Below are 18,971 nucleotides of genomic sequence, written 5' to 3'. Positions count from 1 at the left end.
TGGAAACAACCCGTCACCTGTTGGAAACCCCTCGGGGACCGTGTGTGAAACAGCAGCCCAGCAAGCTTCGCGCAACCGGCGAGCGGGCGATGCTGCCTCTTGGTGCCGGTTTTGTTTCCAACTGAGAGGAGGCAGCGTGCCGGAACTAGATTCTGGTGCCACCGCCTGGATTTTGACTTCAGCCGCCCTGGTGTTGCTCATGACGCCCGGATTGGCGCTGTTCTATGGTGGCATGACGCGGTCCAAGTCCGTGCTCAACATGATGATGATGAGCTTCGGGGCGATCGGCCTGGTCAGCCTGCTGTGGGTCTTCTACGGCTACAGCATCGCCTTCGGCGAGGACGTCGGCGGCATCACCGGCGACCTGTCGATGGCGGGGCTGCGCGGGATGCTCGAGTCCGGCACCGAAGGTGGCATCCCGGACCTGCTCTTCGTCGTGTTCCAGATGATGTTCGCGATCATCACCGTCGCGCTGATCAGTGGCGCGATCGCGGACCGGGCGAAGTTCGGTGCCTGGCTGCTGTTCGCGGGCCTCTGGGCGACTCTGGTCTACTTCCCGGTCGCGCACTGGGTCTGGGGCGGTGGCTGGATCTTCGAGCTCGGCGTCCTTGACTTCGCCGGTGGCACCGCGGTGCACATCAACGCCGGTGCCGCCGCGCTCGCCCTGGCTCTGGTGCTGGGCAAGCGGGTCGGCTGGCCAAAGGACAAGTTCAAGCCGCACAACCTGCCGATGGTCCTGCTCGGTGCCGGTCTGCTCTGGTTCGGCTGGTTCGGCTTCAACGCCGGCTCGGCCCTGGCCGCCAACGGCACCGCGACGGTCGCCTTCATCAACACCCAGGTCGCCACGGCCGCCGCGGTGCTGGGCTGGATCGTCGTCGAGTGGCTGCGTGACGGCAAGCCGACCACCCTCGGTGCCGCCTCCGGTGCCATCGCCGGTCTGGTCGCGATCACCCCGGCCTGTGCGTTCCTGGAGCCGCTGGGTGCCATCGCGCTGGGCATCATCGCCGGTGCCGTCTGCGCCCTGGCGGTCGGCCTGAAGTACAAGCTGGGCTACGACGACTCGCTCGACGTGGTCGCCGTGCACATGGTCGGCGGCATCATCGGTTCGCTGCTGATCGGCTTCCTGGCCGTCGAGGTCTTGGCGGGTGAGGGCAACGACGGACTGATCTACGGCGGTGGCATCGACCTACTCGGCCTGCAGGCGCTCGGTGTGGTCGCGGTGCTGGTCTACTCGTTCGTCGTCGCCTACATCATCGGCTTCGCGATCGACAAGACCATCGGCTTCCGGGCCAGCGCCGACGCCGAGGTCGAGGGCATCGACACCGCCGAACACGCCGAGAGCGCGTACGAGTTCGGCAGCACCTCTGGTGGTGGCTTCGCCGCCGCCGGCATCGGGAAGGCGCCCACCGCATCGGGCGAGTCCGCTCCGGTCAGCGAAAAGGTCGCCGGATAACGTTCCCTGATGGAGGGGTTAGACATGAAGCTGGTGACCGCAGTCATCAAGCCGTACCAGCTCGACGCGGTGAAGGAGGCCCTGCACGCCCTCGGCGTGGCCGGCCTGACCGTGAGCGAGGTCCAAGGATACGGACGGCAGAAGGGCCACACCGAGGTGTACCGGGGAGCCGAGTACACCGTGGAGTTCCTGCCGAAGATCCGCATCGAGGTGCTGACCGACGAGATCGACGTCGAGAAGGTCGTCGACGCCGTCGTCACGGCAGCCCGGACCGGCAAGATCGGTGACGGGAAGGTCTGGGTGACGGCCGTCGAGGACGTCATCCGGGTCCGGACGGGTGAGCGCGGACTCGACGCGCTCTGATCCAGCACCGGGAGATCAGGTGATCGACGGAGTCGGGGCCCGGCAGATCGGCGGGGCCGGCCCCGGCCCGACGCTCACCATGGGCATCGGCGCCGCCGCACGCGTGGAGCGTGCGGCGGCGCTCGACGTCTGGCTGGCCTCGCTGCTGCCGGCCGGGCTCCCCGGCGTCGCCCTGGTGGCGGTCGGTGGACTCGGCCGGCTGCAGTGCTCGCCGTACAGCGATCTCGACCTGGTGCTGCTGCACCGAGGCGTCGCCGGCATGGACGAACTCGCGGCCCGCATCTGGTATCCGATCTGGGACGCCCGGCTCGGCCTCGACCACTCGGTGCGGACGCTGCCCGAAGCGCTGTCGGTGGCCCACGACGACGTCAAGGTCGCGCTCGGTCTGCTCGACGCCCGGCACGTGGCCGGTGACCGGGAGCTCACCGCCGCGCTGCAGGACGCCGCCACCGACCAGTGGCGGCGCACCGCCGTCCGGCAGCTGCCAGCGCTGCGGGAGGTCACCGAGGCCCGCTGGCGCACCCACGGTGAGCTGGCCTTCCTGCTCGAAGGCGATCTCAAGGAAGCCGCCGGCGGGCTCCGCGACGTCGGCATCCTGCGCGGAATCGCCCTCGCCGGCATCGCCGACAGCATGCGGCCGGCCGCCCGCGCCGCGCACCTGCGCCTGCTCGACACCCGCGACGCGCTGCACGTCGCCGTCGGCCGCCGGGTGGACCGGCTGGTCGCGCAGGAACGCGCCGCCGTGGCCCGACTGCTCGACCTCGACGACCCGGACACCCTGCTGCGCCGGGTCGCCTCCGACGCCCGGACCGTCACCCACGCTCTCGACGACGCCTGGCGCAGCGCCGAACGGCTGCGCTCCGGCCGCCGACGCGGCACCGGCCCGCCGGTCCGCCGTCCGGTCGCCCGCGACGTCGTCGAACACGACGGCGAGCTGGTCCTCGCCCGGACCGCGATCGGCGCCCGCCCGGACCCCAGCCTGTCGCTACGGGTCGCCGCGGCCGCCGCCACCAGCCGGCTGCCGATCGCCCGCGCCACCTGCGAGTGGCTCGCCGCGTACTGCCCGCCGCTGCCGGCGCCCTGGCCGGACGCGGCCCGCGCCGCGCTGATCACCCTGCTCGGCGCCGGTCCCGGCCTGGTGCCCACCTGGGAGACCTGCGACCGGTACGGGCTGGTCGACGGCTGGTTGCCCGAGTGGCCCCGGATGCGCAGCCTGCCGCAGCACAATCCGGTGCACCGGTTCACCCTCGACCGGCACCTGGTGCAGGCCGCGCAGGAGGCGACCGCGTACACCCGGGAGGTGGACCGGCCGGACCTGCTGCTGCTCGGCGCGTTCCTGCACGACGTCGGCAAAGGGCTCCCCGGCGATCACAGCACGGTCGGCGCGCCGATCGCCGCCGGCATCGCCGGCCGGGTCGGGCTGCCGCCGGCCGACGTGGCGACGATCGAGAAGCTGGTCCGGCTGCACCTGCTGCTGCCGGAGGTGGCCACCCGTCGCGACCTGAGCGATCCGGTGACGATCTCGCGGGTGGCCGAGGCGGTCGGGGACACCACCACCCTCGCCCTGCTGCACGGCCTGGCCCGCGCCGACGCGCACGCCACCGGTCCGGCGGCCTGGTCGGCCTGGAAGGGGCGGCTGATCGCCGAGCTGGTCCGCCGGGTGCACACCGCGCTGGACACCGGCGTGCTGCCCGATCCGCCGGCCCCGGATCCGGCGCTGGTGGCCGGGCCGCTGCCGGCCGTACACATCGATGGTGACGACCGGGTCGCGGTGGCCGCCGCCGACCGGCACGGCCTGCTCGCCGCGGTCGCCGGGTGTCTCGCCCTGCACCGGCTGGACGTACTGACCGCAGATGCCTCCACTATCGACGGTCGGGCTCTGGTCGAGTTCCGGGTGCAGCCGCGCTACGGTACGCCGCCGGACACCGTGGCGCTCGCCGCCGACCTGCGCCGGGCGGTCACCGGAGACGTGTCGGTGACCCAGCGGCTGCGGGGGCGGGCGCTCGCCGCCCGCCGGGCCGGGGCCGATCCGCGTATCGTCTGGCACCGGGAAGCCGCCACCGACGCGGTCGTGCTGGAGCTGCGGGCCGCCGACTCGGCCGGCCTGCTCTATCGGGTGACCACCGCGCTGGACGAGGCCGGTGCCCAGGTACGGGCGGCCCGGATCTCCACGCTCGGCGGTGACGTGGTCGACGCGTTCTATCTCGTCGGCGCGGGACCCGACGACGCGGAGCGGGACCGGCTGGAAGCCGCCGTGCTCGCCGCCGCCGGCTGAGCCGGGTGCCGCCCGGCGCGGGCGGGCCGGCAAGCGCCCGGTTACGCTTGCGGAGGTCGGGTGTGCCGAGTCGTTCGGGTGCCGATCGCGTCGAGCCGCTCGGCGTGGCCGGGGCCCACGCCGCCGGGTGCCGCCGCCAGTTGCCCTGTCGGATCGACATACGGGATGTTGCGTCGTGTTTGACACTTTGAGTGATCGGCTGTCCGGGATCTTCACCAAGCTCCGGGGCAAGGGCCGGCTTACCGACGCCGACATCGACGCGACCGCGCGCGAGATCCGGCTGGCCCTGCTGGAGGCCGATGTCGCGCTGCCGGTGGTCAAGGCGTTCATCAACCGGATCAAGGAGCGGGCCCGGGGCGCCGAGGTCTCCCAGGCGTTGAATCCCGCCCAGCAGGTCGTCAAGATCGTGCATGAGGAGCTCGTTGCGATCCTCGGTGGCGAGCAGCGCCGGCTCCAGTTCGCCAAACAGCCACCGACGGTCGTCATGCTGGCCGGTCTGCAGGGTTCCGGCAAGACGACCCTGGCCGGCAAACTGGCCCGCTGGTTGAAGAGCCAGGGGCACCAGCCGCTGCTGGTCGCCGCCGACCTGCAGCGACCCAACGCGGTCGGCCAGTTGCAGGTGCTCGGCGGCCGGGCCGGCGTCGAGGTCTTCGCGCCCGAGCCGGGCAACGGGGTCGGCGATCCGGTCGCCGTGGCGAAGGCGTCGATCGACCACGCCCGCCGTACGGCCCGGGACATCGTCATCGTGGACACCGCCGGCCGGCTCGGCATCGACGCGGAGATGATGGCGCAGGCCGCCGCGATCCGTGACGCGGTCGACCCCGACGAAGTGGTCTTCGTCATCGACGCGATGGTGGGCCAGGACGCGGTCCGGACCGCCGAGGCGTTCCGCGACGGGGTCGGGATCACCGGGGTGGTGCTGTCGAAGCTCGACGGCGACGCCCGGGGCGGTGCGGCGCTGTCCGTCCGGGAGGTCACCGGGCAGCCGATCCTGTTCGCCTCCACCGGTGAGCAGCTCGCCGACTTCGACGTCTTCCACCCGGACCGGATGGCCAGCCGGATCCTCGGCATGGGCGACGTGCTCACTCTGATCGAGCAGGCCGAACAGGCCTTCGACGCCGATCAGAAGGAGAAGATGACCGCCAAGCTGATGGGCGGTGAGCAGTTCACCCTGGAGGACTTCCTCGACCAGCTCATCGCGGTACGGCGGATGGGGCCGATCGCCAACGTGCTGGCGATGATGCCCGGCATGGGGCAGATGAAGGACCAGCTGGCCGAGGTCGACGACAAGCACTTCGACAAGGTCACCGCGATCATCCGGTCGATGACGCCGGGGGAGCGGTCCAACCCGAAGATCATCAACGGGTCGCGGCGGGCTCGGATCGCCAACGGCTCGGGCGTCACCGTGATGGACGTCAACCAGCTGCTCAACCGTTTCACCGAGGCACAGAAGATGATGAAGCAGATGGGCGGCATGATGGGCCTGCCCGGCGGCGGGCGGCGCAAGGCCACGAAGTCGCCGAAGAACAAGCGCAAGGGCACCAAGGGCGGCGCGCGGGGCGGCTCCCGCCAGCGGGCCGGCGGCATGCCCGCCGGTTTCCCGGGCGGCATGCCGCAGCTGCCGCCCGGGCTGGACCCGGGCGCGCTCGGCGGCGGCGGGGCGGACGGTCTGCCACCCGGATTCAAACTGCCCAAGATCGACTTCAACAAGCTGAACAAACGGGACAAGGACTGAGTACGGCCGTGACCGCGCCCACCGCGCTGCACGTCCGAGGGGTCGCCCTACCTGACGACCAGACCCGTGACCTGTGGCTGGTCGGCGACCGGATCACCTTCGAACCGGTGCCCGGGGCCACCACGGTGGTCGACGGCGGATTCCTCCTGCCGGGCCTGGTCGACGCCCACTGTCACCTCGGCATCGCGCGCGGCGGCGCACCCATCACCTCCCTCGACGACGCGCGCCGCCTGGCCCGTACCGACCGGGACACCGGCGTGCTGGCGCTGCGCGACGCCGGTTCGCCGTACCCCTATCCCGAACTCGACGACGAACCGGACCTGCCCCGGCTGGCCCGAGCCGGCCGGCACGTCGCGCCGCCCCGCCGCTACCTGCGCGACATCGGCGTCGAGGTGCCGGCGGCCGAACTGTCCGAGGCGGTGGTCGCCCAGGCCAAGGCCGGCAACGGCTGGGTGAAGCTGGTCGGCGACTGGATCGAACGCTCGGTCGGCGATCTCGCCCCCGCCTGGGAAGCCGACGCGATGACCGAGGCGGTTCACGCCGCGCACCGCGCCGGTGCCCGGGTCGCCGTGCACACCTTCGACGAGACGGCGGTGGAGATCCTGGTCCGGGCCGGGGTCGACTCGGTGGAGCACGGCACCGGACTGAGCCTCGACCTCGTTGACGAGATGGCCCGACGCCGGATCGCCCTCGTCCCCACGATGATCAACATCGCCACGTTCGGCGGCATCGCCGACCGGGCCCGGGACAAGTTCCCCCGGTACGCCGACCACATGCTCGCACTGCGCGACGGCTTCCCGGAGGTGGTGCGCGCCGCACACGCCGCCGGCGTACCGATCTTCGTCGGCACCGACGCCGGGGGCGGCATCGACCACGGCCGGGCCGCCGACGAAATGCTCACCCTGCACGAACAGGCCGGCATGCCGGCAGAGGCGGTCCTGGCCGCCGCGTCCTGGGCGGCCCGCGACTGGCTCGGCTTCCCCGGCCTGGTCGAGGGCGGGCTGGCCGACCTGGTCGTCTACCCGACCGACCCCCGCGTCGACCTGCGGGTGGTCCGCGCCCCACAGCGGATCGTCCTGCGCGGCCGGGTCCTGCGCTGACCCGTCACCGGCGGCGCATAGGATGTCCGGTCATGGCCCGCGTGCTCACACCTCGTGCGGAGGACTTCCCCCGCTGGTACCAGGATCTGATCGCCAAGGCGCAACTCGCCGACAACGGCCCGGTGCGCGGCACCATGGTGATCCGGCCCGCCGGATACGCCATCTGGGAGCGGATGCAGTCCGAGATGGACGACCGGATCAAGGCCGCCGGAGCGGAGAACGCCTACTTTCCGCTGTTCATCCCGGAGAGCTACCTGCGCCGGGAGGCCGAACACGTCGAAGGCTTCTCCCCGGAGCTGGCGGTCGTCACCCACGGCGGCGGCAAGCAGCTCGCCGAGCCGGTCGTCGTCCGCCCGACCAGCGAGACCGTCATCGGCGAGTTCATGGCCAAATGGGTCGACTCCTACCGGGACCTGCCGCTGCTGCTCAACCAGTGGGCCAACGTGGTGCGCTGGGAGCTGCGCCCCCGGGTGTTCCTGCGCACCAGCGAGTTCCTCTGGCAGGAAGGGCACACCGCGCACGTCGACGAGGCTGACGCCCGCGCCTACGCCCGGCGGATCCTGCACGAGGTGTACGAGGACTTCATGGTCAACGTACTCGGCATCCCGGTCCTGGTGGGCCGGAAGACCGCCCGCGAGCGCTTCGCCGGTGCCACCAGCACGTACACCCTCGAAGGGATGATGGGCGACGGCAAGGCGCTACAGCTGGGCACCTCGCACGAACTCGGCCAGAACTTCGCCCGGGCGTTCGACATCACCTACACCTCCGCCGAGCGGACCGTCGAGCACGCCTGGACCACGTCCTGGGGGGTCTCCACCCGGATGCTCGGCGGGCTGATCATGGTGCACGGCGACGACGACGGGCTGCGGGTGCCGCCCCGATTGGCACCGATCCAGGCGTACGTGATGGTGGTCAAGGCCGGCGACGGGGTGGGGGAAGCGGCGACCAAGCTGCGTGACGCGCTGCGTGACGCCGGGCTGCGGGTCGCACTCGACGACCGGGTGGACACCCCGTTCGGCCGGCGGGCCGTCGACGCCGAGCTCAAGGGCTATCCGGTACGGATCGAGGTCGGCCCACGGGATCTCGCCGCCGGCAACGCGGTGCTGGTCCGGCGTACCGACGGGTCGAAGACCCCGGTCGCGGTGGCCGACGTCGTCGGCGCGGTCCGGGCGGCGCTCGACGCCGACCAGCAGGCGCTGTACGACCAGGCGCTGGCGTTGCGCGAGTCGCGCACCGTGCAGGTCGGCACCCTCACCGACGCGATCGCCGCCGCGGCGACCGGATGGGCCCGGGTGCCGTGGTCGGCCGTTGGCGCGGCGGGTGAGGCCGACGCCAACGCCCAAGGCGTGACCGTACGTTGCCTGCTGCGGGCGGACGGGTCGGTGCCGGACTCCGACGACGAGCCCGACCTGGTCGCGGTGCTGGCCCGGTCCTACTGACCGTCCGCCCATCCGTTTCTACCGGGCGATCGTCAGCCCGCCGCGCGTGCGGCTGTGTCTCGCGCCGCGCGTGCGGCTGTGTCTCGCGCCGCGCGTGCGGCTGTGTCTCGCGCCGCGCGTGCGGCTGTGTCTCGCGCCGCGCGTGCGGCTGTGTCTCGCGCCGGCGGCATCGTCGTTGGGCCTCATGAACGAGGGAGATGCCATGCGGTTTCAGCCTGGTCAGTTGATCATGCACCGGAACGTACGCCGGGGCCGGCTCGGCTGGGTCCGGCCGGCTCGGGTCGTCTCCGACGACGAGCACGGCCTGCTGGTGTGGCTCGACCGGGGCAGCCCGGTGGCCAACGAGGTCGCCGACGACGGACGTGGCATGCGGGCGATGCCGTTCACCGAGTGGATCACCCGCTCCTACCAGATCAAGCACGGTTTCTGGCTCGGCCCGCCGGTGCTCAAGTTCCTGCCGACCGGGGCGGCGCACTCCGTCTGGTGGTTCCGGGACGACGACCACCAGTTCCTCAACTGGTACGTCAACCTCGAGGAGCCCGGCGTCCGGTGGGCCGACGACGAGCTGGCCGGAGTGGATGTCGTCGACCAGGATCTGGACGTGGTGATCCGACCGGACCGGAGCTGGACCTGGAAGGACGAGGAAGAGTTCGTCGAGCGGCTGGCTTTCCCCGAGCACTACTGGGTCCGCGACGAGGCCGCCGTCCGGGCCGAAGGACGGCGCGTCATCACGATCGCCGAAGCGGGCGAGTTCCCGTTCGACGGCACCTGGTGCGACTTTCGTCCGGAACCGTCCTGGTCGCCGCCGGCTGAACTGCCGCTTGGCTGGGATCGACCGCCGGCGGTCGGGTGATCCCATGGCGACGGTCGGCGTCGTGGGCGCTGTCGGCGCTGTCGATGCCCCGGCTGACCCGGCCCCTCCGGCTGTGGCCGTAGGGGGACCGTCTGGCACAATAGCCAGTTGGTATCCGGTACGTGTCCGGCGCCCTCTACCCGGGCACGTCACCAGTCCACCCGAGCTGCCTCTGGCCCAACCCCACTGTGCCGGTCGGCGTTCACCCGCGCACCGCCCTCGGGGTCGGTGAAGATCGCAACAGGAGCGAACAAACCGTGGCCGTAAAGATCCGGCTTCTGCGGATGGGCAAGATCCGCAACCCGCAGTACCGCATTGTCGTCGCCGACTCACGCACCAAGCGTGACGGGCGGGCGATCGAGTTCGTCGGGATCTACCACCCGAAGGAAGACCCGTCGGTCATCGAGGTGACCTCGGACCGCATCCAGTACTGGCTCTCGGTCGGCGCGCAGCCGAGCGAGGCCGTCCAGCGCCTGCTGGAAAAGACCGGCGACTGGCAGAAGTTCAAGGGACTGCCGGCACCGGAGCCGCTGCTGATCGCCCCCGAGCGGGCCGACCGCAAGGCGGCGTACGAGGCGGAGGCCAAGGCTGCGGCCGGCGTCGCCGACACGCCGACCAAACCGGCGAAGAAGGCCGAGAAGAAGGCGGAGCCGAAGGCCGAACCGAAGGCCGAACCGAAGGCCGAGGCGGCCGCCGAGCCAGCCGCCGAGGCGCCGGCCGCGACCGAGGAGCCCGCTGGTGCCGGCTCCAGCGAGCAGGCCTGACATGGTTCTCCGGCCCGCGCTGGAGCACCTGGTCAAGGGGATCGTCACCCACCCGGACGACGTTCGGGTGCGGCTGGTCGACTCGCGTCGGGGCAAGCGCCTGGAGGTCCGGGTGCATCCCGAGGATCTCGGTACGGTGATCGGCCGTGGTGGGCGCACCGCCAAGGCGTTACGCCAGGTCATCGGGTCGATCGGCGGCCGTGGCGTCCGCGTCGACATCGTCGATTCCTACTGATGTTGCTCGTTGTCGGCCGAGTCGGTCGACCGCACGGCGTCCGGGGCGAGGTCACCGTCGAGGTACGGACCGATGAACCGGAGATTCGCTTCGTCGCCGGATCGGTGTTCGTCACCGATCCGGCGACCGCTGCGGTGTCGCGCGGCTCCGCCGCGTCCGACGAACCGGTCGTGGGGTCGCTGCCGTCCGGGGCGGTCCAGGTGCGGATTCCCGAGCGGCTCACCGTCGATACGGTCCGCTGGCATCAGGGGCGGCCACTGGTGTTGTTCGCCGGTGTCGCCGACCGAGACGTCGCCGAGACGTTGCGCGGTGTGCTGCTCTGTGTGGAGAGCTCCGAAATCGCCGATCCCGACGATCCGGACGAGTACCGTGATCATCAACTGGTCGGTCTGGTTGCCGTGTCGCCGACAGGGGAACGCCTCGGTGAGGTGACCCGGATCGATCACGCACCCGCGTCCGATCTGCTCGTGTTGCGCCGCCCGGACGGGCGCAGCGCGCTCGTGCCGTTCGTCCGGGCGATCGTTCCCGAGGTCGACCTACCGGGTGGCCGGGTGGTGGTCGACGCTCCAGCCGGCCTGTTCGACCTGTGACCGCCGCGCAGACTCCCGGGCAGGCAGCCGAGGTGACCCCGGCGACCGGTGACCGGGCCGTCGCCGACGGGGTCGGGCCGCCGTCGCGGGCCGCCGGGCTGCGGGTCGACGTGGTGACGATCTTCCCCGAGTACCTCGCTCCGCTGGAGTTGTCCTTGATCGGCCGGGCCCGCCGTTCGGGACTGCTCGACGTGGCCGTGCACGACCTGCGGGACTGGACCCACGACGTGCACCGTACGGTGGACGACACGCCGTACGGTGGCGGGGCCGGGATGGTGATGCGACCCGAGCCGTGGGGGGCCGCGCTGGAGGAACTGACGGCAGCGAACCGGCCACCGGCCCGACTGGTGGTGCCCTCTCCGGCCGGGCGACGATTCACCCAGTCGACAGCCGAGCGGTTCGCCCGGGAGTCCCGGCTGATCTTCGCCTGTGGCCGGTACGAGGGGATCGACCAGCGCGTGATCGACGACGCCGCGACCCGGATGCCGGTGACCGAGGTGTCGCTCGGTGATTTCGTCCTCTTCGGGGGTGAGGTGGCCGTCCTGGTCGTCTTGGAGGCCGTGGTGCGGCTCATTCCCGGGGTGCTCGGCAACGCCGGGTCGTTGGCCGATGAGTCGCACGCGCACGGACTGCTGGAGGCGCCGGTCTACACCAAGCCGCCGCAGTGGCGTGGGCACGAGGTGCCGGCGATCCTGCGCTCCGGCGACCACGGTCGGATCGCCCGCTGGCGTCGGGAGCAGGCGTTGTTGCGTACCGCCGCGCGCCGGCCGGACATGATTGCGCAACTGTCCCCGGCGAGTCTGGATGAAGCGGACATCGCGCTGTTGGCGGCGGCCGGATTTCAGGTCCCGGCCGCCGATATGGCAGAGTAGTGGGGTTGCCGCAGCCGGGCATCCGCGTCCGGCTGCGAGGATCCCATCAGCAGAGGACACTCTCGGTGTGGGATCAGTATCATCCATCCGCGCACCGCAGAGCCGGTGCGCCTTGAGTACTCCGAGGATGCAGCGATGAACACGCTGGACGCTCTTGACGCCCAGTCGCAGCGGACCGACCTTCCGGACTTCCGCGCCGGTGACACGCTCAAGGTGCACGCTCGGGTCGTCGAGGGTAACCGTTCCCGGGTCCAGGTCTTCCAGGGCGTGGTGATCCGGCGCCAGGGCTCCGGTCTGCGGGAGACCTTCACCATTCGCAAGGTCAGCTTTGGTGTCGGCGTCGAGCGGACCTATCCGATCAACAGCCCGGCCATCGACCGGATCGAGATGGTGACCCGTGGTGACGTCCGCCGGGCCAAGCTCTACTACCTGCGGGACCTTCGCGGTAAGGCCGCCAAGATCAAGGAAAAGCGGGAAAAGCAGGTCAGCTAGGACGAATCATCCCGGATCCCGATTCCAGGACTGCCGCTACGGGCTCGCGCCAACTACCCTTGCGGTAGTGACCGATGGGGAGCGCTACATCCGCGGCGACCGCTGCGGCGGCGGGAATCAACCGTGCTACCGCTCGTGGCGCCTGACGAGAGGCGCCGTGAGCGGTAGCGCCGTGTCTCGGGACCGGGGAGATGCGTAGCGTGTATCCACAGGAAGACCTGGAACCCTGGCAGCGGCGTGCCCAGGCGACGGACCGACCGCAGCGTGGTCGTCGGCAGAGCCGAACGCCGGCCCGACCGACGCGGGTCCGGGCCAGGCGGCCCAGCCGATCGAACATGCAGATGGTGCAGCGCCGCCGCCGGCAGATGCCGTTGTGGCAGGAGCTGCCCCTGCTGCTGGTCGTCGCCTTCTGCCTGGCGGTGTTGATCCGGTCGTTCCTGCTGCAAGCGTTCTTCATCCCCTCCGGCTCCATGGAAGACACTCTGCTCATCGGCGACCGGGTGCTGGTCAACAAGGTCGTCTACGACGTCCGTGACCCGGTGCGCGGTGAGGTCGTGGTGTTTCGTGGCACCAACGACTGGGTCCCGGAGTACATCGAGGAACCCGACGTCGGATTCGTGGCCAAGCTCGGTCGCACCGTCGGCGATCTGATCGGCATCGGCCGTCCCGGCGAGAAGGACTTCATCAAGCGGGTGATCGGGGTGCCAGGTGACCGCATCCGCTGCTGTGACGAGCAGGGACGGTTGACGGTCAACGGTCAGCCGTTGGACGAGTCCGCCTACGTTCTGGAGGACTCCCCGCTGGACGTTCCGCCCAACCCGAACGAGTGCCGGTCCCGGCAGTTCGGCGAGATCGTCGTGGAGCCGGGGAACCTGTTCGTGATGGGTGACCATCGGTTGGTCTCCCAGGATTCCCGCTGTCAGGGACAGGTTCCGATAGACAACGTCATCGGCCGGGCGTTCGTGATCGTCTGGCCGCAGGACCGCTGGGACGGGCTGTCGGTGCCGGACACCTTCGACGACCTGCCGGCGGCCGCTGACACCCCCTCGGCGGTCGACAATCCGGACGCCGCGCCGGAGACCTCCGGTGACCTGGTCGTCGTGCTGCCGGTATTGCTTCCCTTACTCTTCGCCTCGCCCTCTGCGAGACCGTTCCCAGCCAGACGTCGTAGGCTCCGAACGTGATCGACGAGCAGACCGAGAAGAAGCCCAGTTCGTTCTGGCGTGAACTACCGATCCTGCTGGGCGTGGCGGTACTCGTCGCTGTCCTGGTGCGGGCCTTCGTACTGCAGACCTTCTACATCCCGTCGCCGTCGATGGAACACACTCTCGACATCAACGACCGGGTGCTGGTCAACAAGGTGGTCTACCACTTCCGGTCCCCCGAACGGGGAGAGATCATCGTGTTCCGGGCCCCACCGGAGTGGAGTAGCAACCCGGACGGTGAAGACTTCATCAAGCGGGTGATCGGGGTCGGCGGTGACCGGGTGCAGTGCTGTGACCCCGAGGAACGGCTCATCGTCAACGGCCAGCCGCTCGACGAGCCGTACATCTTCGCCGAAGGCGGCCTTCAGGACCCGGCGGCCGTCGGACCGTTCGACATCACCGTGCCGCCCGGACGGTTGTGGGTGATGGGTGACCACCGGTCCGCCTCCGGCGATTCGCTCGAACACTGGGACCGCAGCGGCGACATCGACTACGCGACGGTCTCCGAGGACGCCGTGGTCGGCCGGGCGTTCACCATCTTCTGGCCGCTGGACCGGGCCACCTGGCTCACCGTACCGGAGCCGTTCGACACCGTGCCGGCTTCCTAGCCGCACGCGGTCCGCCGCCGTGAACTCTCCGGATGTCCGCCGTGTCTCCTACTCTGGACAGGTGACGGACGCGGAGTTGACGGGCGGCGCGCCGGTGACGGTCCCGGCGCCTGCCGGCCCGCCAGCGTCGGTCGCGGTGCGCACCCGTCGCGCCGCCCGCGTCCTGCTGATCGACGCGGCCGACCGGGTCCTGATGCTGCGCGGCAACGATCCGGCCCGTCCGCACCACCGGTACTGGTTCACGCCGGGCGGTGGCCTTGCGCCGCAGGAGACCCCGGTGCTCGGCGCGGTCCGCGAGCTCGCCGAAGAGACCGGACTGCGGGTGTCCCCGGACGACCTGGGCGCACCGGTCTGGCACGAGACCGTGGTGTTTCCGTTCGACGGCCGGTGGTACCGGCAGGAACAGGATTTCTTCCGGCTCCGGGTGACCCGGTGGCAGGTCGACACCAGTGGATTCGATCACATCGAGCGGCGGACCATCGACGCCTACCGTTGGTGGTCGGTCCAGGAACTCGCCGGTTCGGGGGAGCGGTACTACCCGGCCGAGCTGCCGGAGTTGGTGCACCGCCTGTTGGGAGAGGATCTATCGTGTTGACCCCGCCACGGACCGTGGTTCGCCGTGACGCTGGCCTCTACGCGCTGGAACGCGCCTTGCAACGGCGCGGCTTCGCCCACGTCGCCGGCGCCGACGAAGCCGGCCGAGGGGCCTGCGCCGGGCCGTTGGTCGCGGCCGCCGTGATCCTGCCGGCCGGCCGTCGCGGTGAGGTGCCCGGCCTGGCCGATTCCAAGCTGCTCACGGCGGCGGCCCGGGAGCGGGTGTACGCGGCGGTGTGCGAGCAGGCGTTGGCATTCCAGGTCGTGGTCGTCGGGTCCGAGGAGGTCGACCGTCGCGGCCTGCACGTCTGCAACCTGGCCGCCATGCGGCGGGCGCTGGCGGCGCTCACCGTGCGTCCCGAGTACGTGCTCACCGACGGGTTCGGCGTCGACGGGCTCGGCGTACCGGGACTGGCCGTCTGGAAGGGCGACCGGGTGGCCGCTTGCGTGGCGGCGGCGAGCGTGCTGGCCAAGGTGACCAGGGATCGGATCATGGTCGGCTTGGAGGAGCGCCATCCGGGGTACGGATTCGCCGAGCACAAGGGGTACGTGACGGTTGAGCACCAGGCCGCGTTGCGGCGGCTGGGTCCGTGCGCGGAGCATCGATTCTCGTACGTCAACGTGGCGGCGGTCGCCGGTCGAACCGGCCGCCCCCCTCGTTCCCGGCGACCGGCGCGCCCGGACGGCGGCGAGGGCGAGGCTGGTCCGGCCGACCAGCCCGGCATCGGCATCCGTGAGCCGATGGGACGACCGGACCCGGCACGGGGTACCGTCGGCGTGGCGTTGGACGAGCAGCTTCGCCAACCGGCGCTTCTGGGGGAAGATGTGGTCATGGAAGGCGGATTGCGATGAGCGCCGAAGATCTCGAGAAGTACGAGACCGAGATGGAGTTGCAGCTCTACCGGGAGTACCGCGACATCGTCCGCCAGTTCTCGTACGTGGTCGAGACCGAGCGCCGGTTCTATCTGGCGAACCAGGTCGACCTGCACGTGCGTAACTCGGACGGCGAGGTGTACTTCGAGGTGGAGATGCACGACGCCTGGGTGTGGGACATGTACCGTCCGGCGCGTTTTGTCAAAAATGTCCGAGTAATGACTTTTAAAGATGTCAATGTCGAGGAACTCGACAAGCCGGAGATTTCGCTGCCCGCCGATTCCGGTTTCAGCGGCTGACCTGATGGCCCTGCGGCTCCGTCGACCCTGTCGGCGAGCTTCGTAGCCACGTACGGCGGAGTCCGGCGTCGGCTGACGGAGGCCGCCAGTAGCACGGATCTCGTCCACCGACCGACTTGTCCACAGCCCGGGTGACCGTCCACAGGGCGTTGCCGGACCGGTGGCCGGCAGGCGCGGCGGCCGGACATCCTGCCGAGATGAACAGCCGCCCAACGATCTCACTGCTCGTCGTCGCCGCCGTCACCGCCGTACTGATCGTCCTCACCGGGGCGGCCGCCGCGGTCGAACCCCCTGGTCCAGCGGCTTCAGGGATCAGCCCTGTGTCAGCCCGGGCGCCGGGTACCGCCCGATTCGCCGTCCCGCTGCCGGGCCCGGTACGAGTCACCCGCTACTTCGATCCACCCCGGGTTCCCTGGGGTCGTGGACATCGCGGGATCGATCTCATGGCACCCGTCGGCACCCCGGTGTTCGCCGCCGGAACCGGGACGGTCGGCTACGCCGGGCGACTCGTCGACCGTGGCGTGCTGACCATCGTTCACGACGACGGCCTGCGAACCACGTACGAGCCGGTCGAGACCGACCTGCCGGTCGGCGCCGAGGTCGAGGTCGGCAGCCCGATAGGCGTGCTCGCCGCCGGCCATCGGGGCTGCCCCGGACCGGCCTGCCTGCACTGGGGACTCCGGTACGGCGAGGCCTACCTGGATCCGCTGCTGCTGCTGGGCGATGGCCGAGCCCGGCTGCTGCCGGTCGATCCGATGCGCGCCGAGCGAACCCGAAGCGCGGTCAGCGGCAGATCAGCGGCGCAGCATCGCCGCGAGCCGGGTGGCCAACCGGTCGTACTCCTGCGGACGGTTGTACACCTGTGCGCAGATCCGCAACCAGGTCCGGCTCGACCACCACGAGACCATCACCTCGGTAGCCAGCTGTTCGGCGATGCGTCGCCGCAGCTCCCGCGCCTGTTCCAGCGAGTTGGCGACTCCGTCGGGCAGTGGAATCAGCCGCATCGCCAGGCTCGCGGCCTCCGGCTGGCGGGGGTCGGGTGCCGGCAGCCGGTCCGCCGGCACCGCCAACGCGTCGGCGATCACCTGCTGCCCGTACCGGGCCAGGGCGGCGTTGTGTGTCCGTACCTGGTCGATCCCGAGCGTACGCAGGGCATGGAGCCCGGCCGGTGCCGCGAGCCAGGCGGTGTAGTCCCGGGTCCCCTGCCACTCCACCCGCTGCGGGAAACCTGACTCCTGCTCCCAGGAAACCGCCAGTGGCTCGACTCGTTCGAGCCACTGGCCGCCGACCACGAGCAGTGCGGTGCCGCGCGGCGCGAACGCCCATTTGTGCAGGTTGCCGACCCAGAAGTCGGCGCCGATCCGATCGACCGCCACCGGCAGCATCCCGGGGACGTGCGCGGCGTCGACCAGGACGGGTACGCCGAGTTCCCGGGCGACGCCGGCTATCCGGTCGACCGGAAAGAGCTGCGCCGTCGCCGAGGCGATCTGGTCGACCACCAACAGCCGGGTGCGTCCGGGTGCCAGTGCGGCCCGAACGGCGGCGACGATGTCCTCCGAGGAACCGCCGAGCGGGACCGCGACAGCACGCCGCCGCGCCCCGGTCCGCTGGCATTCCCGATCGACGGCCAACGTGACCGCTCCGTAGCCGTGATCGGTGAGAAGGACCTCGTCGCCGGCGGCCAGACGCAGGGATCGCAGGACGATCGCCGACGCCGTCGTGACGTTGTCCACCAGCGTCACCCGGTCGGCCGTGGCGCCGAGGAATTCCGCCAGACGACGGCGGGTGTGGGCGAACCGGTCCAGCAGTCCATGGGTGAAGAACCGGGTCGGGTTGGCTTCCATCTCGTCGCGCAGCCGCCGCTGTGCGCGCTGCACCGTGATCGGTACGGCGCCGAAAGCACCATGGTTGAGGTGTGCCACGGCGGGGTCCAACGAGAACAACATGCGGGCACCGGCCAATGGCTGTGGTGGGACCCAGGCAGCGTTCATCGGGTCGATCATAAGGGGGCGTGTCCGACGGAGGGTGCGTACCGATCCACCACCTGGCCGGTGTGGGGGTGAACGGCGACTTACGCCGCCGGGCCGGGCGCTGGCCATCTACGAGGAGGTCACGCCCGTGGGTGTGCCTGCTGGTAGGCGGTGCGAAGTCGCTCGACCGAGACATGGGTGTATATCTGCGTGCTCGACAGCGACGCGTGACCGAGGAACTCCTGGACGGTTCGCAGATCGGCGCCACCCTCCAGCAGGTGCGTCGCCGCCGAATGGCGTAGACCGTGCGGGGTGGTGTGGGGCATGCCGCCATCGCGGGCCGCTCCGGCGACGATCCGCCGTACCACGCGAGTCTGCAGCCGACCGCGTTTCGCGCCCAGCAGGAGGGCGTCGCCCGAGCCCGGACCGACCAGCGCCTCGCGCCCGTGCCGCAGCCACGCGTCGAGTGCGGCGGCGGCTGGTTCTCCGTACGGCACCGACCGCTCTCGGGCGCCTTTGCCGAAGACCCTCACCACGCGGCGGCCCGGGTCGACGTCAGCCACGTCGAGTCCGCACAGTTCACTGACCCGGATCCCGGTGGCGTAGAGCAGTTCCAGCACCACCCGATCGCGCAGGTGCAGCGGATCCGCCGGCCCGTCCGGTTCCGGCATAAGTCGGGCGGTCTGCTCGGCTCGGAGCACAGCCGGCAGCTCCCGATGGGGTTTCGGGCTGACCAGTGCCGCCCCCGGATCGTTGTCGATCAGCTTCTGTCGATGGGCCCAGGTGCTGAACGTGCGTGCGGCGGCGGCCCTTCGGGCCAATGTGGTCCGAGCCGCGCCTCGGGTCCGTTGTTGCGCCAGCCAACTCCGCAGGACCGTGATGTCGAGTCCGGCGGGCGAGTGTCGACCCATCCGGGTGGCGTGATCGAGGAGCGACACCACGTCTCCGACGTAGGCGCGTACGGTGTGCGCGGAGCGGTTGTCGACCAGGGCCAGGTGACGGGCGAAGGAGTCCACCGACTCCCGCATGGCCGGCGGCAGCGTGCCGTGCCGGTGCTGGGTTCCCCGGTCACCCTGGCTCATGGGTGCACCGTCGATGGTGATCGGCGATGCGTCAAGCCGCCACGCCGGCCGAGAACCCGCCAGGGAGGCGGCCGCACCGGCCGCGAACCCGCCAGGGAGGCCGCCGCACCGGCCGAGAACCCGCCGGGGAGGGCCCAGCCACCGGTGATCAAGGTGACTCGGTCGTGCC

The 18,971-nt window shown here is 70.7% G+C and carries 19 protein-coding genes and 1 pseudogene; 18 read left to right on the top strand and 2 right to left on the bottom strand.

Translation table 11 applies throughout. The features are described 5' to 3' along the window. The first annotated feature begins 199 nt into the window (after window positions 1-199). The 18 genes and pseudogenes from O7632_RS24450 to O7632_RS24365 form a co-directional block, all read left to right on the top strand. Window positions 200-1,453: an ammonium transporter gene (locus O7632_RS24450; RefSeq protein ID WP_278120346.1), complete on the top strand. Its 1,254-nt coding sequence runs from the start codon at window positions 200-202 to the stop codon at window positions 1,451-1,453. A 24-nt stretch (window positions 1,454-1,477) separates the two neighbouring features. Then, window positions 1,478-1,816, top strand: a complete 339-nt coding sequence (locus tag O7632_RS24445) for a P-II family nitrogen regulator (RefSeq protein ID WP_199757473.1) — start codon at window positions 1,478-1,480, stop codon at window positions 1,814-1,816. 22 nt (window positions 1,817-1,838) lie between these two features. Continuing rightward, a complete protein-coding gene (locus tag O7632_RS24440; RefSeq protein ID WP_347403645.1) occupies window positions 1,839-4,091 on the top strand; it encodes a [protein-PII] uridylyltransferase in 2,253 nt (750 codons plus the stop codon). Window positions 4,092-4,266: 175 nt separating this feature from the next. Then, window positions 4,267-5,826, top strand: coding sequence for a signal recognition particle protein (gene ffh, locus O7632_RS24435; RefSeq protein WP_278117552.1), 1,560 nt, complete (start codon window positions 4,267-4,269; stop codon window positions 5,824-5,826). Between the two features lie 8 nt (window positions 5,827-5,834). Continuing rightward, window positions 5,835-6,926, top strand: a complete 1,092-nt coding sequence (locus O7632_RS24430; protein ID WP_278117550.1) for an amidohydrolase family protein — start codon at window positions 5,835-5,837, stop codon at window positions 6,924-6,926. A gap of 32 nt (window positions 6,927-6,958) precedes the next feature. Beyond that, a complete protein-coding gene (gene proS / locus O7632_RS24425; protein ID WP_278117549.1) occupies window positions 6,959-8,365 on the top strand; it encodes a proline--tRNA ligase in 1,407 nt (468 codons plus the stop codon). A gap of 202 nt (window positions 8,366-8,567) precedes the next feature. Then, window positions 8,568-9,218 carry a DUF402 domain-containing protein gene (locus O7632_RS24420; RefSeq protein WP_278117547.1) on the top strand — a complete coding sequence of 217 codons (651 nt, stop codon included), beginning with the start codon at window positions 8,568-8,570 and terminating at the stop codon, window positions 9,216-9,218. Between the two features lie 257 nt (window positions 9,219-9,475). Further along, entirely contained in the window at window positions 9,476-9,982 is a 507-nt protein-coding gene (gene rpsP / locus O7632_RS24415; RefSeq protein WP_278120344.1) for a 30S ribosomal protein S16, read from the top strand. Continuing rightward, window positions 9,957-10,217 (top strand): RNA-binding protein, encoded by a 261-nt coding sequence (locus O7632_RS24410; protein WP_199757474.1) that lies wholly within the window; start codon window positions 9,957-9,959, stop codon window positions 10,215-10,217. The genes rpsP and O7632_RS24410 overlap by 26 nt, the downstream gene beginning before the upstream one ends. Before the next feature lie 2 nt (window positions 10,218-10,219). Continuing rightward, complete coding sequence (rimM, locus tag O7632_RS24405) at window positions 10,220-10,807, top strand: ribosome maturation factor RimM (protein ID WP_278120342.1); 588 nt, start codon at window positions 10,220-10,222, stop codon at window positions 10,805-10,807. Window positions 10,808-10,905: 98 nt separating this feature from the next. Next, window positions 10,906-11,679 (top strand): tRNA (guanosine(37)-N1)-methyltransferase TrmD, encoded by a 774-nt coding sequence (trmD, locus tag O7632_RS24400; RefSeq protein WP_278120340.1) that lies wholly within the window; start codon window positions 10,906-10,908, stop codon window positions 11,677-11,679. 135 nt (window positions 11,680-11,814) lie between these two features. Next, the gene (gene rplS, locus O7632_RS24395) at window positions 11,815-12,171 is read left to right on the top strand and encodes a 50S ribosomal protein L19 (protein WP_278117545.1); all 357 of its coding nucleotides are present in this window, start codon (window positions 11,815-11,817) and stop codon (window positions 12,169-12,171) included. Window positions 12,172-12,506: 335 nt separating this feature from the next. After that, complete coding sequence (gene lepB / locus O7632_RS24390; RefSeq protein ID WP_278117543.1) at window positions 12,507-13,355, top strand: signal peptidase I; 849 nt, start codon at window positions 12,507-12,509, stop codon at window positions 13,353-13,355. Next, complete coding sequence (gene lepB, locus O7632_RS24385) at window positions 13,352-13,984, top strand: signal peptidase I (RefSeq protein WP_278117541.1); 633 nt, start codon at window positions 13,352-13,354, stop codon at window positions 13,982-13,984. Before lepB (O7632_RS24390) ends, lepB (O7632_RS24385) begins: the two co-directional genes overlap by 4 nt. A 61-nt stretch (window positions 13,985-14,045) precedes the next feature. Further along, window positions 14,046-14,579 carry an NUDIX domain-containing protein gene (locus O7632_RS24380; protein ID WP_347403596.1) on the top strand — a complete coding sequence of 178 codons (534 nt, stop codon included), beginning with the start codon at window positions 14,046-14,048 and terminating at the stop codon, window positions 14,577-14,579. Then, entirely contained in the window at window positions 14,573-15,430 is an 858-nt protein-coding gene (locus O7632_RS24375; protein ID WP_278117539.1) for a ribonuclease HII, read from the top strand. Before O7632_RS24380 ends, O7632_RS24375 begins: the two co-directional genes overlap by 7 nt. Continuing rightward, on the top strand, window positions 15,427-15,750 hold the full coding sequence (locus O7632_RS24370) for a DUF2469 domain-containing protein (RefSeq protein WP_123604412.1): 324 nt from the start codon (window positions 15,427-15,429) through the stop codon (window positions 15,748-15,750). Before O7632_RS24375 ends, O7632_RS24370 begins: the two co-directional genes overlap by 4 nt. A gap of 197 nt (window positions 15,751-15,947) precedes the next feature. Beyond that, window positions 15,948-16,397: pseudogene (locus O7632_RS24365) on the top strand (peptidoglycan DD-metalloendopeptidase family protein); the annotation flags it as partial. Between the two features lie 147 nt (window positions 16,398-16,544). Here the strand turns inward: O7632_RS24365 and O7632_RS24360 are convergent. Both O7632_RS24360 and O7632_RS24355 read right to left on the bottom strand, forming a co-directional pair. Next, window positions 16,545-17,741, bottom strand: coding sequence for an aminotransferase class V-fold PLP-dependent enzyme (locus O7632_RS24360; protein ID WP_278117536.1), 1,197 nt, complete (start codon window positions 17,739-17,741; stop codon window positions 16,545-16,547). 119 nt (window positions 17,742-17,860) lie between these two features. After that, window positions 17,861-18,802, bottom strand: a complete 942-nt coding sequence (locus tag O7632_RS24355; RefSeq protein WP_278117534.1) for a tyrosine recombinase XerC — start codon at window positions 18,800-18,802, stop codon at window positions 17,861-17,863. Window positions 18,803-18,971 lie beyond the last annotated feature (169 nt).

It is taken from the genome of Solwaraspora sp. WMMD406 (assembly GCF_029626025.1).
Classification (GTDB): Bacteria; Actinomycetota; Actinomycetes; order Mycobacteriales; family Micromonosporaceae; genus Micromonospora_E.
This window is presented reverse-complemented; position numbering and strand designations above follow the sequence as displayed.